This window comes from Paenibacillus sp. 276b, from assembly GCF_900107875.1.
Lineage (GTDB): Bacteria > Bacillota > Bacilli > Paenibacillales > Paenibacillaceae > Paenibacillus > Paenibacillus marchantiae.
The window spans coordinates 174433-199041 of record NZ_FNRR01000003.1; the positions used below are offsets into that span (position 1 = coordinate 174433).

At 49.3% G+C, this 24609-nt stretch carries 18 protein-coding genes; 2 read left to right on the forward strand and 16 right to left on the reverse strand.

The window, feature by feature from the left end:
* Positions 1 to 41 precede the first annotated feature (41 nt).
* From BLV50_RS16850 to BLV50_RS16870, 5 genes are all read right to left on the reverse strand, one after another.
* Positions 42 to 689: a beta-mannanase gene (locus tag BLV50_RS16850; RefSeq protein WP_079695568.1), complete on the reverse strand. Its 648-nt coding sequence runs from the start codon at positions 687 to 689 to the stop codon at positions 42 to 44.
* A 20-nt stretch (positions 690 to 709) separates the two neighbouring features.
* Complete coding sequence (locus BLV50_RS16855; RefSeq protein WP_090808994.1) at positions 710 to 1993, reverse strand: vWA domain-containing protein; 1284 nt, start codon at positions 1991 to 1993, stop codon at positions 710 to 712.
* Between the two features lie 148 nt (positions 1994 to 2141).
* Positions 2142 to 4673: a transcription initiation factor TFIID gene (locus BLV50_RS16860; protein ID WP_090808996.1), complete on the reverse strand. Its 2532-nt coding sequence runs from the start codon at positions 4671 to 4673 to the stop codon at positions 2142 to 2144.
* A gap of 1 nt (position 4674) precedes the next feature.
* Entirely contained in the window at positions 4675 to 8064 is a 3390-nt protein-coding gene (locus BLV50_RS16865) for a tubulin-like doman-containing protein (RefSeq protein ID WP_063568409.1), read from the reverse strand.
* A 238-nt stretch (positions 8065 to 8302) separates the two neighbouring features.
* The gene (locus tag BLV50_RS16870) at positions 8303 to 10096 is read right to left on the reverse strand and encodes a vWA domain-containing protein (protein ID WP_063568408.1); all 1794 of its coding nucleotides are present in this window, start codon (positions 10094 to 10096) and stop codon (positions 8303 to 8305) included.
* 289 nt (positions 10097 to 10385) lie between these two features.
* Between BLV50_RS16870 and BLV50_RS33115 the strand changes: the two genes are divergently transcribed.
* Both BLV50_RS33115 and BLV50_RS16875 read left to right on the forward strand, forming a co-directional pair.
* Positions 10386 to 10529 (forward strand): hypothetical protein, encoded by a 144-nt coding sequence (locus BLV50_RS33115; protein WP_167434777.1) that lies wholly within the window; start codon positions 10386 to 10388, stop codon positions 10527 to 10529.
* A gap of 2 nt (positions 10530 to 10531) precedes the next feature.
* On the forward strand, positions 10532 to 11464 hold the full coding sequence (locus BLV50_RS16875; protein WP_063568407.1) for a hypothetical protein: 933 nt from the start codon (positions 10532 to 10534) through the stop codon (positions 11462 to 11464).
* Between the two features lie 235 nt (positions 11465 to 11699).
* On the opposite strand, the gene BLV50_RS16880 is transcribed toward BLV50_RS16875, so the two are convergent.
* From BLV50_RS16880 to BLV50_RS16930, 11 genes are all read right to left on the reverse strand, one after another.
* Positions 11700 to 13262 carry a DEAD/DEAH box helicase gene (locus BLV50_RS16880; protein WP_079695562.1) on the reverse strand — a complete coding sequence of 521 codons (1563 nt, stop codon included), beginning with the start codon at positions 13260 to 13262 and terminating at the stop codon, positions 11700 to 11702.
* Between the two features lie 451 nt (positions 13263 to 13713).
* A complete protein-coding gene (locus tag BLV50_RS16885) occupies positions 13714 to 15165 on the reverse strand; it encodes a SulP family inorganic anion transporter (RefSeq protein WP_090808998.1) in 1452 nt (483 codons plus the stop codon).
* Positions 15166 to 15713: 548 nt separating this feature from the next.
* Positions 15714 to 17384: an ABC1 kinase family protein gene (locus tag BLV50_RS16890; protein ID WP_063567238.1), complete on the reverse strand. Its 1671-nt coding sequence runs from the start codon at positions 17382 to 17384 to the stop codon at positions 15714 to 15716.
* Positions 17385 to 17762 (reverse strand): phasin family protein, encoded by a 378-nt coding sequence (locus BLV50_RS16895; RefSeq protein ID WP_053782782.1) that lies wholly within the window; start codon positions 17760 to 17762, stop codon positions 17385 to 17387.
* Between the two features lie 72 nt (positions 17763 to 17834).
* Complete coding sequence (locus tag BLV50_RS16900) at positions 17835 to 18473, reverse strand: ThuA domain-containing protein (protein WP_063567237.1); 639 nt, start codon at positions 18471 to 18473, stop codon at positions 17835 to 17837.
* Positions 18474 to 18508: 35 nt separating this feature from the next.
* Positions 18509 to 19231 carry an SDR family oxidoreductase gene (locus BLV50_RS16905; protein WP_240321537.1) on the reverse strand — a complete coding sequence of 241 codons (723 nt, stop codon included), beginning with the start codon at positions 19229 to 19231 and terminating at the stop codon, positions 18509 to 18511.
* Between the two features lie 274 nt (positions 19232 to 19505).
* Positions 19506 to 20342, reverse strand: coding sequence for a uroporphyrinogen-III synthase (locus tag BLV50_RS16910; protein WP_090809000.1), 837 nt, complete (start codon positions 20340 to 20342; stop codon positions 19506 to 19508).
* Positions 20343 to 20471: 129 nt separating this feature from the next.
* Entirely contained in the window at positions 20472 to 21677 is a 1206-nt protein-coding gene (locus BLV50_RS16915; RefSeq protein WP_177031204.1) for a GerAB/ArcD/ProY family transporter, read from the reverse strand.
* A 50-nt stretch (positions 21678 to 21727) separates the two neighbouring features.
* Entirely contained in the window at positions 21728 to 21949 is a 222-nt protein-coding gene (locus tag BLV50_RS16920; protein WP_063567234.1) for a hypothetical protein, read from the reverse strand.
* A complete protein-coding gene (locus BLV50_RS16925; protein ID WP_176854491.1) occupies positions 21942 to 23141 on the reverse strand; it encodes a Ger(x)C family spore germination protein in 1200 nt (399 codons plus the stop codon). Before BLV50_RS16925 ends, BLV50_RS16920 begins: the two co-directional genes overlap by 8 nt.
* A 4-nt stretch (positions 23142 to 23145) precedes the next feature.
* Positions 23146 to 24606: a spore germination protein gene (locus BLV50_RS16930; protein WP_240321539.1), complete on the reverse strand. Its 1461-nt coding sequence runs from the start codon at positions 24604 to 24606 to the stop codon at positions 23146 to 23148.
* Positions 24607 to 24609: the final 3 nt, after the last annotated feature.

Sequence of the window (24609 nt, forward strand, 5' to 3'; positions counted from 1 at the left end):
CGCTCCCCTCCCCTGATCAGTTAGACAAAAAGCCTAACTATCTAGTCTGATATAAGCCTATAGGCGGCTCCATACTTTGGTCCGTCCGTGAAGAATAGTCTCACGTAATCGTCCTTGGCTACCTCAACCGGTGGCATCTCATTTCTCCCGGGAGCAAAATCACTCACAAAAGGGTACACCGTGCCATCTTCCTTATTCAACGGAACCCCACCTTGTTTGCGGACATAACAGAGTGCCTCCTTCGGAACAGGTGCTTCCGTTGTAACGGTCATCAGTACACTTTTTCGTTTCTGAAAAAAACCGCTCTTGTATCGGATCGAAAAGCGAATATCCGCCTTGCCTGCACTGGCAACGACCGTGTTGTCTCCATCACGCTGACGCACCAGAACTGGCCCGTCCTCCTCCATCTGACACACATACACTGTATAACGGATGGCACCAAAACCCGTGATTCGATCCATATATCCATTGCTCGCCTTATATTCTTCTTTTGTGTATAACTTCAGCTTGCCCTGTGCAGCCTGTTCCTCGGTACGATCATCACCCATCATATCGAGCTCCAGCCGTTCAACATATACAGCTTCCACGCTCTCTGGCCAGAGCCAGCGAAGTGTACACTGGCTCTCGTCCACTGCAAGTGTCAGTCTGCGAATCAGGGGCGCTGAAGGGTCTGCATCCGTAAAACGCATCTATCGCCTACCTCCAGACGTCAAAATCCTTTGCTGCGCGAATCTCTTGCCCGCTGACCGAATCCTTCCACCGAATTGGTTCCTCCACCAGCATCGCGACGCCCACGCGTCTTCCGCGGTGTATTCTCCTTGATCGGAATAATCCAGCTGAACAGGGTTAACACACCAGATAAGATGAGCATCGCTCCGAATCTTACAAATGTATCACCCACCGTTGATCCGTCCAGTCCCCATTCGAGCAGAAGTCCGGCCAATAAACCAGACACGGCACCACCAATTCCGAAACTGAGTGCGAGATGACGGTTATCGAATACAAGTCCGAGCGACACGCCCAGCGCGACACCAATCAACAGTAAGACAGCCACTCGGAAAATAGCCAGATACGTACTGTGCTCCATCATGCCTGTACGTTCGGTCACCAGCGTTCGTTCATCAATCGTATCGTAAATTTGCTGGAATGCCAGATTAAGTCCACCGGAATCTGGTACATCATAGTACATACCGCCCGTCTGCTGTGCAATATGACGCAGCAAGTCGGTTCCGGAAGGGTCCACCAGACTCAGCCCCACCGTATTGACGGCAATCTGTTCATTTGCATACTCAGACAAAATGCTAGATGTGTCTGCATCACTGAATCCATCGGATAGCAGAATCGCTACCGTTCCGCGTTTCGGGTCCTGTTTGCCCTTAATCTGCTCCATCGCTTCCCGCAGCACTGCATCGAAATTAGTTCCGCCCGAGGTCGTCACGATGCCATCAATTTTGCTGTACACCTCATTTTTGGCAGCTTCGCTGTCCAACGGGGTGAACGGCTGAAGCAGCTCGGGTTGATCATCAAAGGTAATCACCGCCACCTGTTTATCGCTTTCCATTTGGCTAATCAGTGTTTTGGCCGCTTCAAAGCGACCGTTATCTGGGTCTGTCTTACTCATACTGCCCGAGTTATCGATCATCAGCACGATATCCTTGACTTGCTTCACACCGCCTGGGTTAATCTGATACAGCAATTGCAGGGCAAGTCCGACGACAAACAATAGCGCCAGCGTTGCCGGAACAAGCAGTTTCCAGGATAGTCCCAGATATCGCAGCTTCCAGGAAGCTCCGTTCAGCTTTGGCGAGATCATCTCTGCGAGTAAACAGAATAATCCCACGCTAAGCGCCAACACGCCAAAGTATAATCCCATCAGCAATAGACGGGGCATTTCCCCGAGCCACTGACGCAGCATGATTTCTCCAGCCGCAAAGCCCACAGCTCCGCCAATCAGGCTGAACAGGACCAGGAGAAGATTGATTTTTCGCTGCATGTTTGCATGCATCCTTTCCAAAACAGCCGATGAACGGCTGAATTAATACAAGATGGGTTGATGAAAAATGAACGTATAATGTACTGGACGGAAACAGATGGATCGATCTGTACCTCCCTTCCGTCCATATAAGATACAGCCTTATGTTTTAACGCATGGGTGACAGCTTCTCGGCCAGATCGGAGGGATGGAGCTCATAACCATTCTCCGTATACGAATCGTAATACACCCGACCATTGCGATACACCATCAGGTCTTCCAGATGGAAGCCTCCCATCAGATTCAGCTTCTCCACACCACTGCTTCGTTCTTCGTATACCACACCCAGCTTATAGATCCGTGACGTTTCTTCGGCATACGCCGCATAGTCCATGAAGGCACTATGGTGATCACCAAAGAAATATTTTTCTTCATAACGATGTTCCTGCGTATAGTCGAATACTCTTACCCGAACGACCGCCTGCTCCTCCAGTGTGCGATACAATCGGCGGAACAGATCATCACGGGTCAGTACATTTTTGTCCCCATAGGTAATTGTAACATTCGCCCGCAACAGCAATTCTTCTTCGAAAGGTACCCGGAGCGGTTCTGCTGTAAGCAGCATCACATGACATACCTCCATCAGACGTTGCAAGAGTCGCTCGTTTCCTTCTGTGGCAAGCCGGTTCATATCCCCCATATGGCGGTCCTCAAACCAGACATCCCGTCCACGCTTTGCCTCCAAATCTGCGATCAGCACTTCCGTCACTTTGCCGTAATACTCCATTACGTTCTGACCGATATATTCATCTGCAGCCGCTATGCTCTCTACCGCTGTCTCACGCAAAACACGTTCCAGCGTTGCCAGTGTCTCCGTTACACTCCGGCTGAACGTATGCAGTTGTTCCATCTCTGTGTCGTAGACACGAAGCAGCTGCAATTCATTCTCCAGACGCAGCAATTCAACTTTGGGCACATACACACGCTCCAGCAAACAATCGATCAGGTTGCGCACGTTCTGTTTGTCACGGAACAACGCCCGTTTGAACGACTGATCCTCTACCCGCTCCTGCTGACGCTGCTCAAGCAAGGCACGTGCAGATTCAAGTTGCACCGATTTATCACGAATCAGTCCAAGCAAAGCCTCACGCACGCTGCCGAACCCATTGTCACTCCAGGCAGCCCACTGAAAATAGCCAACCTCAGGATGCTCCGTGCGCGATTGCTCAGCCTTACGACGAAGGGAGTCTTCTGTGCTGCGCTGACGTACTCGTTCCTCCGCAAGACGGACCACATTATCACGGAAATACGCCTCTGCCCCATGCCCGAACAATGCTCTCTCCGCTTCACGCAGCGAGAGCGGCTTCAGATCGGTGAAGCTGACGTTATGCGTCATAATGCCGCTCATGCCGCTCACCAGATCCTCATCGGGAAGAATCCCTTCCACTTTACGTTCTACCGAAGCCCCATCCAGTCCGAAAAAGGCGAGCTTGTCCTTGATGCTCCAATCGGGTTCCTGCCGCATCCGTTCAAGCAAATAACGATACAGATGATACAACACCGCGAGTGCAATGGGTTTGTTCGGCCGTCTAATCTCGGCAAAACCTGCACTGGCATAACCATGCTGATCCGAGGTCGTACGGATGTTATTTTTGAACGACGTATTGTTATACGTGTTGGCCCCCGTGCTTGATACGGAACCTGAGCTATCTGCATCCTGCTTCCGATTCTTGAGCAGACAGATTCGGCAGATGATCTCGGCATTTTCGATCCACCCGCCGGGTACGCCGGTTCCCCGCTCGTTTTTGTCTGACAAAATATATACGAGATCGAATAACGGAGAAGCGGGATGTACAACCGGAATGGAGATACCGTCCTCCGTAACCAGCAGATTGCCACTGAACGTATAGTCCAGCCCCTGCATGTAATCCAGTTCCCGCAGAAAAGCGAGTCCCGCCGCACTTGCATATCCAAAGGAATCGACCTGCTCCATCTCGCTGACCAGCACATGCAAATCGGTCTGTACCGACTTGAAGGATTGAGCCAGTATCGTCTCGGTCAGCTTGGTAAGCTCAGGCAACAACACATTCAATGGATCATCTGCCCTGGTTACAACGGTCACGTAGATTCGATCGAACGATGAATATAGGCGTCCGTATTCGGCAATACGATTACTCACCCGCCGCAAGGTACGATTCAGACCAAAGAGTGCCTGATCTGAATCGTGGAAACTGCGATGCACATCCTTGCGAAGCGTTTTGGAAGGTCGATCCGTCTGTATGGTGGACAAGGGAAGCACGTGACGGGTCACCTGACCATCATCAGAAGTGCTGCCATTCCTTGCATCACTCCCGCCGTTAACACGCGCATATCCTGAATGAGCACCATCGCTGTAATGGTCATGCTTCGTTTGCGCGGTGTCATGGTCACGATGTCGGGCATGCTCCTGATTTTCCGTTCCAATCTGTACATAGACTACGCCTTCTCCGTTATCCCACTTCAGCCGGTTGATTTCCTGGACAGCAGACACTGCCGGAGCGACCTGGTCACCCACGAACAAGAACAACGCTGGGTAATGGATGCTGCTTCGACCATCACCCAGGCTGCCTTGACGCTCCTGCTCTGTTGCATACTGTGCTGCATACTTCTCCAGATTGCGCTTCAGAGCATTGTTCGAGCTGAACTCCATCCCGGCCGCCATCTTACTTCAGCCTTCTGCGAATGTCATTCAGTTTCGATGACATCGTTCTGTAGAACTGGTAGATGTCTTCCCCGTTCGCCAGTTCTACTCGCTCGTATTCCAGACGATCACGGGATTCCATGAACAATGCAGCCAGATCATCCAACTTCGTAAGCAGTGGCGTGATATCTTCAGAAGCGGTCAGGTCGTTATCACGGCGGGACGCTTTGCGCAGCAATGTGCTGCGATCCTTCTCCGCGAGTCCACGGAAGTTGCCAAACACTTCATATTCGGCAAAGTTACGGCTCTTCATCAGGTTCGCAAACGGCTCCCACGCGTCTTCTTCCGGATCACGGTCATAGACGTACAGCGCGCCTTTCTTCACGATGGTATCGGTGTATAGTGCTTCGATGAAGCGGTCATACCACTGCTCCTCGTCCTGATGCTGGGCGAGAATGCCTTCCAGCTCGGCGACTTTGGCTGAGATAGCGTTCATCTTCGCCAGTTCTTCACGTACCCGTGCGATCAGCTGCGGGGAACGCACCAGGTTTTCTTTGGCCATATCTTCATTAATACTTCCGAAAATGTCCTTCACCGACACCCGTGGCAAACCTTCGGATTGCAGGCGTTTCAATTCAATAACTGCCCGCTTCACTTCACCCAGGTTCGGCGTGGTGGACGTGAGGCGCATGTCGTAGGCACCCAGCTTAGCAGACAAGTCAAACGGTTCCGTTGTCACAATTGCATAGCGGTTGCTTGTATTCTCATCAATGGATTTGGCTGTCACAATGTTGTATCCGAGCGCCTGCTCGAATTCGGTACGTACACGGGCATTGTACTGCTTGACCCGGGCGTTCTCGTACACATCTCCCCATGATTTTTCTGGAATTGGCGACGGCAGATAGGTCCAGTTATTCTTTTCGGTTTGCACCAGATGGCGTCCGATACCTTCTTTGTCCAAAATGGTACGTTCATAACTTTCCTCATATACTTTGAGCGGTGTATACACAAACAGTGGTACCCCGTTGCGAGTGTTCAGCCAGAAGATCCGGTTGCGCACTTCACTTTCCTTAACGGTAAAATGGGATTTGCCCACCGCATTGTTCTGATAATTGCGAATCCCTCTCAGAATGCCCGGCGCCTGTGCTGGTACCGATACGAATCCCCAGGATGGGAAATGCAGACTGCCTGTGCTGTTGCTCAGATTGAACACCGGAACCGCCTCATCATCCAGTTTGCCTGCAATGAAACGTTCCACGAATTTCTCGACAGACTCGTCCTGTCCATATTTGATAACCAGGAAGTCCTCCATCGAGCGGGTAATCAGATCGCCGAACTTCTCAGTCAGGAAATCAGAGATGGAGCTGACGATATCGATCTCGTTTTCTTTCACCCACTGGCTGGAGTTCTCCAGCAATTCACGCGAGAAGTCACGGATCAGATCATCCGTATCACGCTTGTCCAGCAGTCCATCCACCACACTGACGATATCCGGCACACTTACAACGTTCCAGTAATACGTTTTGTTGCCTTTGTGATCAGACTGTTCTTCGCCGCGTGTCAGGATATCCCCGTTTTTGGAGAAGATCGAGCTGAGTGCGTTCAGCGTTTCAGTAAATACGTTATAAATGCGGCTGTTCTCCTGGTTCAGCAATTCGTACAGGTCTTCGTAGAACTCAATCATCTGATCATTGCGTTCCACATCGGCATGCAGCCAGTACTCATGAATTTTTGCTTCAATATAAGCATTCTTCTTCTTCTCTTTGGAGACGAAAGCACTCTTCGCATCGCCCAGCTTCTCTTCGGACTGCTCCTGAGCGGCCTCAATGTCACGCGGAATGCGGAAGGCATTCTCACGCAGGGTTTCAATGTACGACTGAATCATCTTCAGTACACAGAAGCCTTTTTCCGTGTAGATCAGACGGGAGACATAGAACGGACCCTGTTCAGGATGCAAAAACATACGCCGGATCTGTTCGGTGAACTGACCCGCAATCTCTCCCGGCAGCTGCTTCTTCGCCTTGATATATTCCTCACGGGCACGAGCCAGGAAGTTCTGCTCCAGTTCGGTGTCCATGTTCACGACCTGTGATTTCACCACATTGCCATAGGACAGACGCTCACTGTTCTGGTAACCTGGCAGCGGCTCCGGCACACGGGCTTCAAAGGACTTGACCACACTTTCGAGATCAATGCCCAGCTTGCGGGCAAACTTCTCGGTATCCTCCTGGTTCGGCGCTTTGGAGAACATGGTGTTCATTTTGTCGAACATGCGGTAAGCCAGATAAGTCGTCATTTCTTCAATCGGCAGTACCGCTGAGGATGCACCGATAATGTTGTAATCATAGTTGGCCGGATAGGCTTTGTTCATCTGAGCAATGTTCGTGCGAATGTTGCTAATATAATCGTGGATGGCAAACTCCTCGCCGGATTGCTTTTCCTCACTCGCCATAAAGTTGGTGATGTTCTCGGCGGTGACGTTCATGCAGTAATCATAAGCATTCTCCAGCAGTTTGCCTTCCGTATTGGTTGCAGAAATCAGATGACACAGGTTGAACGGCGGCAGCGGTGAATTAACGGTCAGAATATTGCCATATTTCTGAGAGAAACGCTCCCCCCGGCTATCCACGTTCATCCAATAATCCAATTCCTTGAGCGCAGCGTATCCATTCTTGCGGATGTACTCACGAGTGTGCTCACTCAAGCTTTTGTTGGACAGGTTCACGTCTGGGGTGAACAAATATCCAAGCGTATTCACGCGGTCAATCCCGGCAGAGCCGTGATCACGTTCGATAATTCCGCGCACGATATAAGAGATATCAAGGAAGCAACCACTGCCCGTACCACCGGAAAGACCAGTCAGCAGGAACACCATCAGTTTTTTGTTGGTGCCTACAGATAATGTTTTGATCTTTTTGTCGATCGCCTGCACGACCTGGTTAATCTTCGTGAACAGCAGCAGGCGTCCAGCCTGACGCACACCTGCGGCGCCGTTCATGCCATCGGTGATGCTCAGCTCCGGAGACAGCCAGTCCGTAATATACGGCTCCAATACGCTGCGGTTCTGAAGCAGTCCGCCAATCTCGGCATTGGACAGCAATACAAATTCATTAATTGGATCAAGTCCGATGCCTTTATACTTCTTGGCGCGATCCTGTTCGTTCGTTTCAAAAGCAAGAAACTCCACGTTGGACGGTTTATCCATTTTTTTCTTGGATACCGGGTCCTGTGGCAGCTTGAAACGTCGGTTAATCTGGTATTTAAGGCGCAACAGCGCATCAATACCTGTTCCTCCAAGACCGATAATCAGAATCGGGTTATCAATCGTATCGACTCTGATTTTCTCACTGACAATCCCTCCGCCAAGCGATACATCCAGTTGCTGAATATGTTCTCTAACAATCGGTTTCATTCCAAGTCCTCCCTTATTTAAACCAGTTGGGCTAAAACTCATTACACTTGCCACTCCGATGACAGAGTAACCTTCCGATCGCTGTTATCCCCAGATTTTTTCAATTCACTTTTACAAAGTGAAAATCCGGGGATAAAGGCGAACGCTTCGCTTCTTCAGGTTTTCTCTGTCCTCTCCGTTCTCGTGTAAACAATTATATCCAAATTAAAATGCATTCCTTTTAAACCAAATAATCAAATTACACCAGATACTCAATTAAAATCGTTTTGTCCGCCTGTTGCAGCGGAATGCTCAGTCGGTCACCGTTCTTCAGTTCAACGCCTGAGCTTGCATCAACGGTACGGCCGGATTTCTCCAACGTTCCGCCAGCGGTGTTACGGATTATAATTCGATCCCCATTGCTGGGCGTAAATACATACTTCTCAGTTTCCTTCAATTCAGGGTCCAGCTGTAACAGCTGGTGCAGATGGAATCTGCCCCGGAAGGATGCCAGCTTTTTATATTGCGGGTACGACTTGTCCCCGGTATTCTCATCGCGAATTTCGACAACCATCTGTCCGACAAATCCACGGTTTTTGCGTTTCAGCCAGCCTAGCAGGAACCAGACACCCACAGCTACCACGATCAAGGCGATCACGCCCAAAATAACAGGCATCCATGGAAACGGCTTGTCCTGCTCGCCCGCAGGTGTCGTTGGCTGAGTTCCGCTACCGGCTGCTCCGCCCGCATTGATCGTAATTGGAGCACTTTCCCGGTAGAAGCTGTCTTCTTCTGCACGGATTACAAGCTCGTAGTTATGGTTGTCCGGCACTTCAAACGTTCCGGCGAACCCGGAGCCCGTGTTTTCGAGCGGCTGCTCCGTGCTTTTGCCTGTATCCTGATCGTTTACGACCAATGTTGCCTTCATATCAGCGTACAGGTCATTATCCTGCAGCGGCTGTCCTCCGTTCTCCAGCTTGGCGGTCAGATTCACTTTGTCGCCCTTCGTATAGGACTTGGTCTTAATTGGGTCCACAACGAGCTGGAGATCATAGTTGAACAACAGGTTGATATCGATGCTGTCTTTCGGAGCCCCTTTTACCCGAAGTTTCCAGTCGCCTTCCTGAGGCTTGAGCAGCTTCACCAAGGAATAACTCTTCGAAGTCGAGAGCTTGGCTGCGTCAGAGTTGAGATCTACGGCCTTGCCCGAAGGATCGGTCAATTCAATCTGGACTTGTTTTGAAGACATGATCGAGATGTTGGCTTCAAGTACACTGTCGTTCGGTACGTTCACGGTAACTTCCTGATAACTGCCGTTTCCTGTAATGGAGGGCAGCTTCACGACATTCAGTTTGGCATGATCGGCGAAAATCTCACTCAGAATCTGTGGCAGATCATCCGGTGTATCTGTGATAAAAGACTTGCCTCCGGTCTGCTGAGCCAGATCTGCAAGTGCGTCCTTGTTCAGTTTGCCGTCTGCGTTCAGTCCAATCGTATAGACGGGAATCCCCTGATCCTGTGCTTCTTTGACGGCCTTTGCCAGATCCGCATCGGATTGAGACTGGGTGCGACCTTTGGTTTTGTTAAAATCGTTGTTGCCATCAGCCAGCAGCACGATCATTGGCGAGTGAGATGCGTCTGCCCCATGGTTCAGCACATTCACCGCTTCAGCCACTCCGACAGAGATATCGGTATATGGCCCTCGGCCGAGCTGATCAATAAAATCTTTCAGGCTGCTCTTGTCCGCATCGGACTGAATCTCCAGCAATGCCTTTTCCCGCTCCACCTGATCGGTGTAAGCGACAATCCCTACCTTGTCCCCCTGGACCGGCAGCATATCAATAAACATTTTCATGGCTTCATTGCTGATCTTGTCACGGTCACTTGTATTCATTGAATTACTTACATCGGCTACAAGTACCGCATCGATTCCGCTTGTCTGTGCCTGAGCCGCTGCAGCATGTGGCAGCAACGCCTGAGGTAGCAGCAGCGTTAGAAATGCCAGCAGAACCAGAGTTCCGCTGAGCCAGCGTATTTTGCTTGTCCGCAGCATTGGGTGTACTCCTTCACGTTTGAGATTAAAATGGGAATAGTTTATTATAGGCGTCAAGCCTTAAGGAAATCTTAACAGTCTACTAATAAATTCTGAAAAGCACCCCTATCTTCAGTTACAGTTTTGTAATGACTGACAAAAATCGACGAATTCATGCCAGTAGCTGGAACAAAAGTTCCAACTATGGAAATATGATATAGTTATTGCCAGCAAACTGCAATATAACGACGCTTGATCAGTAAACATTATAACTACGCATATTTTAATTATGCCTAGAAAGGAACGGATTATGGTTACATACGGATGCCTCGCCATATTGTTTCTTTTTGTCATTATAAAGGTGATTGCGTTCCTGCTTCATCGGCGCAAACCCGTTTCAAGGGAAGATGCCGATCGAACCCTCTACACTATTCTGAATGGCGAGCGTGATTGAGCATGAGCAATAAACAAGTTGTATCCATCAAACCTTTTATAAGAACAACGCATGCATTTCAAAAGTTGCGTGTCTGCAAGCGGTGTGGCCAGTATACCTGCCTGTGGGAGGATCACTGTACTGCCTGTGGACGCGGCACCCTTGCCACAGTGGAAGAACGCGCCTCTTCCCGCGTCAAACGTCGGATTGCACGCGACTTGTTTATCACGGTAATCCTTGGTGCAGCAGCCACCTATTTTGGTGAAACCATAGACCAAACGATGGCGGCGGCCAGTGTCTCCCTGCTGCTTCTGGCTGGATTGATCTTCATGCAAAAGCGATCCTTCCAAGTGGAACAGCAGCGTGAACTTAAACGCATGCTGCGTCAGGATGAGGAAGCGATTCGCCAAGGCATTAACCGGAATTGGGCTCTTGTCGCAGAAGCACGCAAGCAGGATGAAGCGCTAGCCTATGAAATGCTCAGGGAGATCGGTTCACTCGTCTATAACGACCGGATTCGTCTGCAGCAGGTTGCGCTGCTGCAATCCTTCGTGCTGCGCAGTGATATGGACCTGCAGCTCAAACCGCTGCTGCTGCACAGCTTCGAGCGGCTGCTTGCTGAATATATCGGTGAAATCGCACGGCTGAAGCCCGAATTGGTCCGTGAAGATGCGATCCGGTATATCGCCACGTACGAAGTGAATATTTTGCAACTGCACAACGGGATTCAGATTCTGACGGCTGTAGCCGCCGCTGCTGTACGCAAGAGTAAATATATTGAGTTGTTCCCAAGTCTTATTACCCGCTACGCGCGCTTTATGCCCAAAGATCGGTTTATGCGGCTCTATCGAACTCTGGAGCTGTATCCTGGTAAGGCACGCGGTGGTCTGGCGGAGTCGGTTGGTCGGGTGTATAACGAGAAATATCGGGATTCGTACGCAGATATTCGTGTATAGAGCTGATGTATATGGACTCGAAATGTAAATTAGTGCAAACTCAATCCCTGTATATAGACGAACCAAAATTCGTTTACCCCTGCATGCATACTGGATTCACACGTGACATTGTATAGTTTTTATCATATAAGCTTCTACGAAAAAACACCCCATCCTTAGGTCTAGGATGAGGTGTTTTGATGTTTGGAAAATGTATGGCGTTCTTCCAGACTACTTGCCATAGGTTTTATCGTTATTACCGCCCGCGACGAGAATCGCGGCGGTCGCTCTTGGCCGGCCCGCGTCCTGCGGAGTCCGGTCGGCGTGAACCTTCACTGCTGCGCCCGGAGCTGCGCTTGTCGGCGCTACGGCCGCCCCAGCCGCTGCTGCGCTCATCGCCGCTGCGACCTGCACCACGCCCGCCTTGACCCGCTGCACCGCGACTGCTGTCGCTGCTGCTGCGCGCGGAACCACGGCCTGCGCTGCGCTCGTCGCCACTGCGGCCGCCACTACGACCACCGCTGCGTCCACCTTCGCCGCCACGGGAACCACCACGACCGCCACGTCCGCCTTCGCTGCGGCCGGTACGACCTGCGCCGCGACGGGCACTGCCTGTCCCAGCGGAGCGTCCGCCAGAACGTTCTTCATCACCCTGACTGTTGATAGAACGTCTATTTGCTCCAGTTGATGCTACCGGACCTTCACTTGTCCACTGGATACGGGACAGCTTCTGATTGGTGCCTTCCTCAATACGAGCAAGCTCCGGTCTGTCGTGCTGTGTTGCAAATGTCACGGCAAGACCCGTGCCGCCAGCACGACCCGTACGGCCGATCCGGTGGATATAGCTTTCCGCATCATGCGGCATATCGTAGTTGAATACATGCGTTACGCCTTCAACATCCAGTCCGCGTGCCGCAACATCCGTAGCAACGAGGATTTGCAATTTCGCGTCGCGGAATGCTTTCATTACGTTCTCACGCTTGGATTGAGACAAATCACCATGAAGTTCATCGCTCGCATAACCTGCTTCACGCAGATCTTCATTCAGCTTGGATGCACGGCGCTTGGTCCGGCAGAAAACAATTGCCAGGTACGGGCGATACGTATCAATCATGCCGCGAAGTGCCTCAAGTTTGCCACGATCCGTGCACTCCAGCACCTGCTGGCGAATCTGATTGATCGGAATCACGGACTTGGAGGATACCTTCACATCCTCCGGGTCTTTCATGTAGTTCTTCGCCAGGTTGCGAATGCCTTTCGGCATCGTTGCCGAGAACAGCATTGTCTGACGTTTGTGTGGCAGTTCACTAAGGATGGTCTCAACATCATCCAGGAAGCCCATGTGCAGCATTTGGTCGGCTTCATCCAGCACAAGTTTCTTAACATTATCCAGCTTCAACGTGCCACGACGCAGATGGTCCAGGAGACGTCCCGGCGTACCAATCACGATCTGTGTGCCGTTTTGCAGCTTGCGCAGCTGTTTGTCCACATCTTGTCCGCCGTATACCGCGAGAACATGCAGCTTATCGTCGTTTGCAGTCAGCTTCTTCGCTTCTTCCGTAATTTGCAGCGCCAGCTCCCGCGTAGGGGCAATAATCAGTGCTTGCGGCGAGCGGTCGGATACATTAATTTTCTGAATAATCGGCAGCAAAAAAGCCAGTGTTTTCCCTGTACCCGTCTGTGCCTCAGCAATAATATCACGCCCACCCAGCAATACCGGAATCGAACGCTCCTGTACCGGAGTCGGCACGGCGATGCCCTGATGTTTCAGGATCTCGCACCATTCCGGGCGAATGCCCAGTTGTTCAAAGTTTGCCAATCGTTACACCTCTGTATATTCATTTAGATAAGTCCATTTCATAATTGCTTTCACTTGGCTTCAATCAAGACTAGTTTTCCGTATATCAATCATGATTATGAAATGAATTTTTTAAAAAGCAATCGGTCCGTTGCTCTTCTTCTCCATACCCTGTAGTTTACACGTTAGTCAAGCAAAACAAAAGGGGATCAGGCGTTACTTTCCTGCATTTGTCCACAAATGTCCCGGATCGTTGTGTTTAAAGCCTTAACGAATCATACAGACCTTATACCGCAGTCATGGAAACCTGTGAAATTGTGACGAACTTCAGCCACGCTATAGACCTCAACTAACTAAGCATTTTGCTGATATAAACAAAAAAGGGCCGTCCCTGTCATGATCCATCATGACTTGCAGGACAGCACCTATCATCTATCAATGATACTCATTTGGATTCAACTATAGCTATGAATTAGGAACTGTGCCCTTGCACCGTAGCAAATCCGCTCTTCTCAAGCAAACGAGAGCTTTCCTCGTTCAGTCCGCGCAGATGCACCGTTTTGCCCAGCTTCGCATATTTGAACTTCACTTTACCAATGGCAACAACCGCCGTATTATCCCAAATATGTGAGCCACCAAAATCAATCGTGATTTCCTGCGGATCAGCCTCAGCATTGAACTCATCGACGAAATGGGAAGATGAACCGAAGAAGAACGGTCCGTGGACCCGATAGACCTTCTGCCCTTGCTCCTCAAATGCCTGCACACGAATCTTGGTCTGTTTCCAACCAAAATGAAGCACACTAAGCACAACGCCGACCATCACACCGATAGACAGATCGTGGGTATACACCACAATGGCAACTGTGACTACCATAACGAAGGCTTCCGCACGTGGCACACGCGCAATGTTCTTGATGGAGCTCCAGTCAAACGTACCGATGCACACCATAAACATCACACCTACGAGTGCACCCATCGGCACCTCTTTCACCACACCACTAAGCAATAACAACAATATGGCCAGAAAAGCGCCAGCCGTAAATGTCGATAATCGACCTCGACCACCAGACTTCACATTAATAACCGACTGTCCAATCATCGCGCAACCACCCATGCCACCGAAAAGGCCATTAACAAAGTTGGCAATCCCCTGACCACGTACTTCACGGTTTTTGCTGCTCTTGGTCTCGGTCATTTCATCCACAATCGTTGCAGTCAGCAAAGATTCCAGCAAACCTACCAGAGCCATCGTGAACGAATACGGCAGCAGAATCATTAGCGTATTGAGGGACCAGTCGATATTCGGCAGATGGAACATAGGCAGGGTACTCGTAAGATTCCCCATATCACCTACGGTTTTGACGTCCAGATGTAATAGCGCCGTAATGATCGTCATGATCACTATAGCAATCAGTGGAGCCGGAACACTTTTGAAAAACCGTGGCAAAATATAAATGATCGCCAGCGTACCCGCTACCATCGCATACATGATCCAGTTCGCACCTGTGAAATGGGTCAGCTGAGCCATAAAGATCAGAATCGCCAGCGCGTTCACAAACCCGGTCAGTACCGAATGAGGCACAAATGTGATAAACCGACCAACCTTGAAAATCCCCAAAATAAACTGGATTATACCTGTCAGAATTGTAGCGGCGAACAGATATTCCACGCCATAATCCTTGACGAGTCCCACCATCAGTACCGCCATAGCGCCCGTTGCGGCCGAGATCATGCCCGGTCTTCCGCCCGCAATCGAGATCACGATGGCAATCGTAATCGAAGCATACAATCCCACCATCGGATCGACACCCGCAATGATCGAGAAGGCAATGGCTTCCGGAATAAGCGCCAGCGCTACCGTAATACCTGCCAGCACGTCCCCGCGAATGTTACCAAACCATTGTTGTTTTAAAGTATTCATATCGTCCTTTGCCGGTCCTCCTACGTATTTAAACTCAAATTTGACTTATCTCCTGAACGGCAATGGAATGGTTCGTCACTGAGCAACTACAACAAACAACACAAAACAGCGGAATACCCTCCCGCAAAAATGTGTCTATATAAGTTGAAAACATGTTGGATTGACCATGATCCGAATAAGTTATCCGATACCATGTCTGAACATGTCTCATCCGTTCCAGTGTGCACCTCTTATTTCCACTACAACATTCAGGTGTCTTGCTTTCGAGGCATCGTGAGCCAATCACAAGTTCTCTAGGTTTTCCCCTCTCAGAAAAACCGGGTCCGTTAATGTACTGACCTATTATTATAGTCCCAGAGTCTCTTCTACACGAACAGAGTATGTATCCGTAATTGGTATATTATCTTGTATTATCTCTTATATATGTAAAATATCTCAGTTATGCTCTGTTTATCTTGTTTAAATATTCCCCTCCATGCCCAAACAAAAAAAAGCCGCTAATGCTCCCCTGACAGGAAACTTAACGACTCTCTTGATTACGTCTACACTTAAAATCTCCCCGATTTAAATATCGAATAGAGCAAGAAGGCCACCATCAGAATGGCTACCAGAAAACCGATCTCAATGACCGGAATATCCCACAGCATGGTTGACTGGTGACTGATCGAAGAACCGATGATCAATCCAACCATAATGATACAAAATGCGAGCAGTACAATACTAAAAGACAGCCGATTACTGATCTGGTCCATTCTGCGCATGAGCGCATCCAGTTCGGGGACACTGATCTCCAACCTTAGCTTACCTTTGCTAATAATGGAAGACAATTGCCTTAACTGCCCTGGCAGACCCATGACACTTTCGGCCATATCCGCAGCACTGCGGAACAGACGGTTCTTGATCCTCCCAGGATTGAAGCGTTCCTTGATCAGCTTTCGACCAAATGGTTCTGCCATATCTACGATACTCAAGGAAGGATCGAGATGTTCGATGACACCTTCCATCGTGAGTAGCGATTTCCCTAGCAGCAGAATGTCGGCAGGCATCACAACCCGATGTCGCTGCGCCACGCCGAACAGATCATTCAATGCCTGACCCACGCTGATTTTGGAGAAGGGAATATCGTAGTATTTGCTGCGCAGCTTGTCCAGATCGTTATGAAGCCCTCGTAGATCCATATCATCCGGCATCATGCCCAGCTTCTCAATCGCCCGAATCATGCTGTCCGTATCTTTACGCATCAATCCGATAATGAGCGAAGCCAGGTGCTGCTTCATCTCATCGCTCAGACTTCCTACCATGCCGAAGTCAATAAAGGCAAGCCTACCATCCTTCAGAACCATCAGATTGCCCGGATGTGGATCGGCATGAAAAAATCCATGAATGAAAATCTGATTCAACAACGAATCCACCAGCCGCTGCGCAATGTTATTCAGATCATGCCCACGTTTAATCAACTCGTCACGGTCATTGAGCTTGATGCCTTCGATGTACTCCATGGTGAGCACACGAGAAGAAGTTTGATCCCAATAGATCAGTGGTATTTTCACTTTGCTATCCTGCTGATATTGCTGTGCAATCTTTTCCGTATTACGTCCCTCCACGGTATAATCCAGCTCGGCCATCAATGCCTGAGCGTACTCTTCTACCATTTGCGGGATCTGATATTGCTTCACCCAATCCCAGCGTTTCTCCGCCATCGCTGTCAATTCTCGTAAAATATCTAGATCGCGCTGAACGATACGCGATATGCCGGGCCGCTGAATCTTAATAGCTACGGCCTCACCGCTTCGGAGTTTACCCAGATGCACCTGTCCAATACTAGCCGCAGCCACAGGGGTATCCTCGAACCGGGAAAAGATCTCCTCCAGCGGTGTATCCAATTCCTGTTCCAAAATACCCCGTGCCGTCTCCGAGGAAAACGGTGGGACCTGATCCTGCAGCTTCACCAATTCCCGGATCACAGACTCGGGCAACAAGTCTGCCCTTGTGCTTGCCAGTTGCCCCAGCTTAACGAAAGCCGGCCCCAGCTCCTGCAGCACGAGTCGTATGCGTTCACTCAGCGTCTTGGTGGTGTGGGCTTCACGCGACATCCACCGCCGGGGTATGGCCAGCAGCTGGAACAAACCCAGCTCCTCGACCATATAACCGAAGCCATGACGCACCAGCGCCATGGCAATTTCCCGGTATCTGCCGACATGTTTGATTCGCACAGCCATCTACTCGATCTCGTTTCCTTTGAGAGGAGGAACTTCAAGTGGAGCTGGGGATACATCAGGTTGAAGCTGTGGTGTGTGACCCAGTTCCGCAAGCTTTTTCTCAAGGACGGCAACACGCTGTTCCAAACTGGTTACATCACTCTCGGATGGAACGCCCACTTCCTGAAGGACGCGCTTGACCTGTTCGTGAATCATTCTTTTGAACTGGCCCTGCTCTTCATCGCCCCGTTCCATCAGGCGTTCAACCAACGCTTTGGATTCACCAGGCGCCAGTTCCCCTCGCTTAACCAGATCATCCACGGTTTTCTCAATTTTCTCCTTACTTACAACAGTAAGACCGAGCCCTAACGAGATTGCCTTTTTGAACAAATCGCTCATTCTTGTCATCCTCCTCTTCGTTGATCTCTATAGTATACCCCTAATCAGCTGCTCACAAAAGAAACGGTACGGCTATACGTAGCGCGCAGCCCATTTTCCTGCCTGCAGAATTAACTGACGATAGGTTTCATGGGCAAAAGATGGTACATGATGTCCTGGCATCAAGTAAACAATGCGTCCAAGACCATATCTATGCGCCCAAGCTGCGGGCTTCGGCCCTTCTTCGGATTGATACTCCAGCAGAATTTTCGTTTCGGCAAATGAACCGAACTCGAACTGATAAGGCTCTTCCTCCATCGTAAATCCGGAAATGCCTTCCGTCACTGGATGGCTCTCTGCAGTTACTGTGAACTCTAGTGGGGCATAAGGTGGATGATGCAGGAATTTGGCACCGATCATCTGCTTCAGCTCATAACGATTTTGGAGCGAAATTCCGTTATGTATAATGACCAGTCCACCTCCATTACTAACATAGGACAATAAGCCTGCCGTCTGCTGTGGAGAGACTTTCCCCTTCCAATCATCCATGTAACAGATACACACATCAAATCCAGTTATATTTTCTTGCAGCAGCATGTTGCGATTCTCACTGCACTGCACAGTCATAGTATCGTGAAAAATCCGACTAATTTCCGCATCCACCCCTTGCAGCGGATGCCAGTCCGGATGAGTATAATCACCAAGTAATAACGCTTTTTTACGATGATCCATCAATAAAAACTCCTTTCAAATTACCTCTAACAGAATTACCAAGGAAGGGTATCGCCCTTGTAATCTACATACGCGGGCTGATCGCCCATGAACTCCTTATGGCGATCGATGAGTGCTGTGATATGCTGAGCCGATTGATCTGGCGTAAGGTCTGCATCGGTATTTAATTCCCCGCTCATATAACTCTGTACCCAGCCGGGATGTATCAGCATCACTTGCCCACCCTCATTCTTCAGACCATTATGCACAAGGCGGGCCTGCATGTTTAACGCAGATTTGGACATACAATAGGCAAACCATCCATCCCGGCTGCACTGCTCAATACTGCCTGCCTCCGAAGATATATCGACGATCAGCTTGTTTGTCCCTTGAAGAAGGAGGGGCAACAGGGCATGAGTCACACGCAATGTCCCCAAGGTATTTACGTTGAATACTTCTGCCATCTCCGCCATATTTAACGGTCCGCGGATATGATCCGTAATACTTCCTAGTATAGCCGCATTATTGATAAGCATATCCAAATGCTCTGTATCCAGCTTAAGTGTCTCCGTGAACAAAGCTACGGACAGATCATCCGCAATGTCCAGTTCGATGGCGCGTAAATGTTTTGGAAAGGCATCCGTCAGAAGACGAATTCCTTCTGACTCTTCCATGTCCAACCCTGCTGCATAAACGATATAACCTCTCTTCAGCATTTGTGCCGTCAGAGCTAACCCCAGTCCCCGGGCCGCCCCGGTTACACATACGGTTTTCATCATGCTGTCCCTCCCTCACAAGCTTAATCTGTCTTTAATTCATTCCACATTATTATCCAAAAACCTTTAATTATGAATGGGTACAACTAACTTCATGACCAAAGTCTCAGGTGAATTCCCTTGAATCAGATTCATTCAGCTTATAGAAAATGAACCGATCACAGAGACAAGCAACAAAAAAAGTTCTGATCCATATATCGGATCAGAACCGGGAACAACTTGGCATCTTAAATGCGTTTCATTCAACGCTTAATATGACTCCAGGCGGGATCACATATTATTGCAGCAGTTGAGCCTTGTCCGCAGATCGGGCAGCGTAATAACGCCCCAGTTCAACGATTAGTGCCCCCATCTTCTCATCCTCTGGGACTACGAGCGCCTCAATACCTTCTTCACGCATTGCGTTTGCCGTAACCCTACCCACCGAAGCAGGCACTACGCCTTGCCGGAAGGCTTCCTGCATGGATTCGAGCTTGCCCTTTGACGCCGCGTATTCAACCAAAAACCGCACTTGCGGCCCACTAGTAAACGCGACAGCATGCACCTCATGCAGCAAAATTTCATTCAACAACTGTTCCAGTTCGCCCTCTTCGGGCGGGACGTGACGATAAGGAAGCACCTGACGTACTTGCGCCCCTTGTTCCTCCAGCCAACCGACCAACTTGGGCGCGGTTTCCCCATGCAGTTGCAACATGACCTTCTGTCCCTTAAGTTCATGAGACGCAAATTCACGAATCAGCCCGTCTGTGCTGCCATCATCATCCCGTACCAGCGGTGTCAGTTTACGTTTTCGGAGTGCATTGACTGTTTTGTACCCTCTTGCTGCAATCAAGGATTCCGATAATACGTCCAGCAATTGATCAGCAATCTCCATATCCTCAGCCATATCAAAAATAGCGTCCAATCCCATACCCGTGGTTAATACCGTCCAGTCTGGCGGGTCGGATATCCAGGATACCAGACCATCTCGAATATTACGATCGTCCAGAAAAACAGTTCCTTGTGCAGGTCGGACTAGTGGAATCCCGCCCATTTTCTCAACCAGCAAAGACATCTCTTTGGATTTTCGTGGTCCGGTCAATGCTACGCGTATACCTGCCAAATGTTGAGCCATCCATGTTCCCCCCGTTAATTCAGCCGAAAGTCATCAGTCTGACTACAGTATACAGGGTACTTCTATGGAGGGAAACCGAGTTTCCCCTCTTTTCGGCGGTTCATCTATAACGATTTTTGATGGAATATATCAGGAAGGCTGTAGTTCTCCACCCTGATGTCCATCACGTTTACTTTTGTCAGGCTCATCTAGTTCCTGTGATGCTTTCCCTTGTTTATCCTCTTTTGGTTGCTGCTTTTGCTTCTGGTCATCCGTTGCTCGGCGATTTTTCGCATCTTTTTTGCGAGGACGAAGGAACACAAAGAGTATGATGGGAAATAGTATCTCGAACACAATCCCAATCCATGTCCATTCCCTTGTAAAGCGAAAGAGCTGAACCGCGTTTTTGAAAAACCAGAAACTACACACGTAACCAACCAAAGCCACGGGTCCTGTCATCACTTTGCCCGAAACTTTTGGAATCATTCGTTTCATTCCCCAACAGACAAAGTACAGATCAAATGCAATTTTGGTAATCATCGTAGGTAGAGTTGCCGCTGCTAGTGCAAGATCAAACCGATCAAGGAAATCACTGATTTGCAGCTGCCTTGCAAGCTCATAGGAGGGATATACCAACCTGGATGCGATGGGTACCCCCACTGCCAGGATAGTTTCGACGATAATCAGAATCATTAACAGGGCTGCGATCGTAATCCCCCACATGACCGACTTGAATCGGAAATCACTGCCCTTAATTACAAAGGGAATTGCAATCATCTCTCCAAAAAAAGAAAATATGTACCAGCTTCCCTTGCCAACACCAGCAACATCAATGTCAAAATACGGCATGAGATTATCCATGTTTATTTGCTGAATGAGCATAAACGGCAAAATCAACGAATTCAGCATAAACAAAGTAACATACAGCTCTGACATCCCAATTAAGGACCCCAGCCCTCCCCTCACGATAAAAACAGCCATGACCAACAGGGTCAATAAAATCATGGAAATCGGGGTAGTCTCCAGCAAGGTAATGCTTACATAGTCACCGATTAGGCGGATATCACGGGCAAATATAAAGAGAAAAAACAGGATATACAACAGTCCTGTCACACGTCCCAAAAAGGGGAAACGCTCCACCAGAGATTCAAACAGATCCTGATCGGGGAACCGTCGCTGAACACGGCTTAACATCCATAGGGATGCCACCATGACAAGAAACACGGGGATATAGGATAAATAGGCGTGCTGTTCAGCATAAAAGATGGCTTGTGCATGGGGCTGAATCAACGTACCTGTAATACTGAGCAGCATGATGAGCAGCACCAACTGACGACTGGTCACTTTTTGATTCATGGAATACCTCCTTTCTGTCTTATCTTTCATGCTTATTCATTGAAAAAGCCTTATGGTAACGGTAGCCACCGCTGAATGAATTGGGTAAGCCATGTCGTGACGAAGACTGTTTTGCTCAAATTCGTTACATAGAACCAAATCCCGGCGCTGATGGCGATCAGTCCGTAGGATAACCAGCGATTAATAGCCGCTGCCTGCTTCAAATGTTTGAAGTCCATGATGATTACGGCAACGACTATACCCAAATAAGTGAACAGCAGCGGCTTAATCATGGACAATATCCTCCTCAGGTAATCCAAATGGTTTGTTGATAACTCCTACATTTTCAATAACGATATGTGGTTCAACCACAACTTTTACACTTGGATAAATATCATCCCAACGATCCTTAACCTTGTCCCATTCTTTGGGCAGATGTTGGTGAATCGAGCGACCCAAACCCAAAATGTCGGCAGGATATTCTTTCTGAATCAGCCTTATCCCTTCCTTGATGTCATCCTGGATTTTCTGATGAAGTGCTTGATTCAGGTTCTTAATCTCTTGCTCTCTCAGGTCACCGTAGTTCGACTCGTTGTCCACCAAGACTCCCTTGGCATAAAGTTCAATCGTCACCGATATTTTTCCATTTTCAATATGAGGATGTAATGTAGAGTTGTTTTCGTTCAGCTTGATGAAAATATCACCTTTCCCACGAGGAGCCTTAACCATAATTTCTGGCTCGTTGGCTTCCCCCATAGCCAGTATAAGTGCACCAGCAGGCGCTTTTTCAATCATGCCTATCAGTTTGTCCTTCTTAAAGATGGCGAGTCCATCCAACTTGATGTTCGTCTTGACGTCCTTCCAGTTGCTCGGCACATTGTCAACGGTCGAGGCGACAGGCAGGAATGGATCTACCCCCTCGGAAAGAATCGCATCCGTGAATGTCTTGAGAGAACGTGGTCTGCGCATATTCAGAAAGCACAGTTCACGTACCATTTCCGAAGGAAATTTTTCAATCGGCGCATCGGTATTCAGCACCTTGTAAGCAGAACCTTTGGTAACAATAGGTAGAGCAGAGAGTCGGTTAAGCGGGTAACGCGTAAGTAGGTCCAGCATGGGAGCAACGCCTTCACGTGCAAGCTCCTCTCCGATCAGCATGGTACGCCGATGTGCATAATAAAGCTCACGGGAAAGTGCCTTTTGGCCTTCAATAGATGTTCCGCGCAACGTTTTGGCTGTATTGGATAACATGAACCACGATTTATCGCCACTTGTGCCCCCACCACCACCCTCACTTCCAGTGGAACCGGATTGGCCGGGAAGGGCAATTTGCAGACTGGTTCTGTAATTATCCTCTTCCTTGTCGATGGCGAGACCAATCACAAAAGCGATATCATTAATTTCCTTCCGATCCCAGCACCCTGATATGAAAATGGTACATAGGAGCATGATGGCGACAACATGCCGTTTATGGACAAAAAACATGTGCTTACCACCCCTCCTCAGCTTCAGGTGAACCGTTGATTTTCTCATTCATCCGCTGCTGGTCACGATGAACCGTTGAAGGACGATTGATCATTTTCCACCATGGTGCACGAATAACAATATCCTTGGTATCCTTTTTGCTGTAGGGACTGAGGCCCGACAAATACGGTACACCGAAAGAAGTCATTTGCGTCAGATGAACCGAGATCAGCACCAGTCCGAACACAATGCCGTATAAACCAAGCGCTCCGGCAAGCAGCATAATGGGAAAACGCAGTAAACGAACCGTAATGGCAAAGTTAAAACGAGGGATCGTGAACGACGCAATCCCTGTCATGGATACGATAATAACCATGGGTGCAGAGACGATACCCGCTTGAACCGCTGCCTGTCCAATCACGAGTGCCCCCAGAATGCTGACGGCCTGACCTACCGTTTTGGGTAACCTGACCCCCGCTTCTCGCAAAGCCTCGAATGATAGCTCCATAATGAGGGCTTCAACCAGTGCAGGGAACGGAATGGCCTCCCTTGCCCCGGCAATACTCAGAATCAACGTGGTCGGCAGCATATCCTGATGGAACGTTGTAATGGCGATATAGAGTGCAGGCAGAAATAGCGCGATAGCTACAAACAAAAACCGAATCCACCGCACCAGATTGCTGATAAAGAACCGTTCGTAATAATCCTCACTCGCCTGAAGCATCTGCCACATGGTTACTGGGGCTATAAGGACAAACGGGCTACCATCCACAAAGATGGCAAATCGCCCTTCCAGCAAGTTACCTGCAACTGTATCTGGACGTTCGGTATAATGCATCTGCGGAAAAGGGGAATACGGATGATCCTCTATCAATTCCTCAATATACCCGGACTCAAGAATCCCATCGATCTTAATCTTGTTGAGGCGTTTTTTGACATCCTTAATCAGCTTGGGATCGGCAATATCATCGATGTAGGACAGAACTATATTGGTTTTGGTCTCGGTTCCAATCGTCATGCTTAACATCTTAAGCCCAGGTGTTTTCAGCTTGAAACGAAGCAGAGCTGTGTTCACGCGCAATGTTTCGGTGAAGCCTTCGCGTGGCCCGCGGATAACCGACTCGGTCTGGGGTTCCTCGACACCGCGCCGCATGCCGCCCTTGACGTTGAATAGCCAAGCCTCCTTGCTTCCGTTGATCAACAGAAGTGCAGAGGATTCAAGCACACCATCCGCTGCGTCTGCCCAGGTATCCACTTTCTTCACCTGCGTCAGGGCGATACGTGTATCATCCAGAGGAGCTGCAGGTTCATCGGTTCGTTGTTCGATCAGACCACGAATCAGAGGCCGAAGCATATGATCCTGAATATCCGTCGAATTCACGATGCCTTCGATGTACACCAGTAGTCCTTCCACTTCAGGTGAAATCTTGACATTGCGGAAGATCACATCCGAGCAATCCGAGAAAATGTCTTCCAGTGCCAACATATG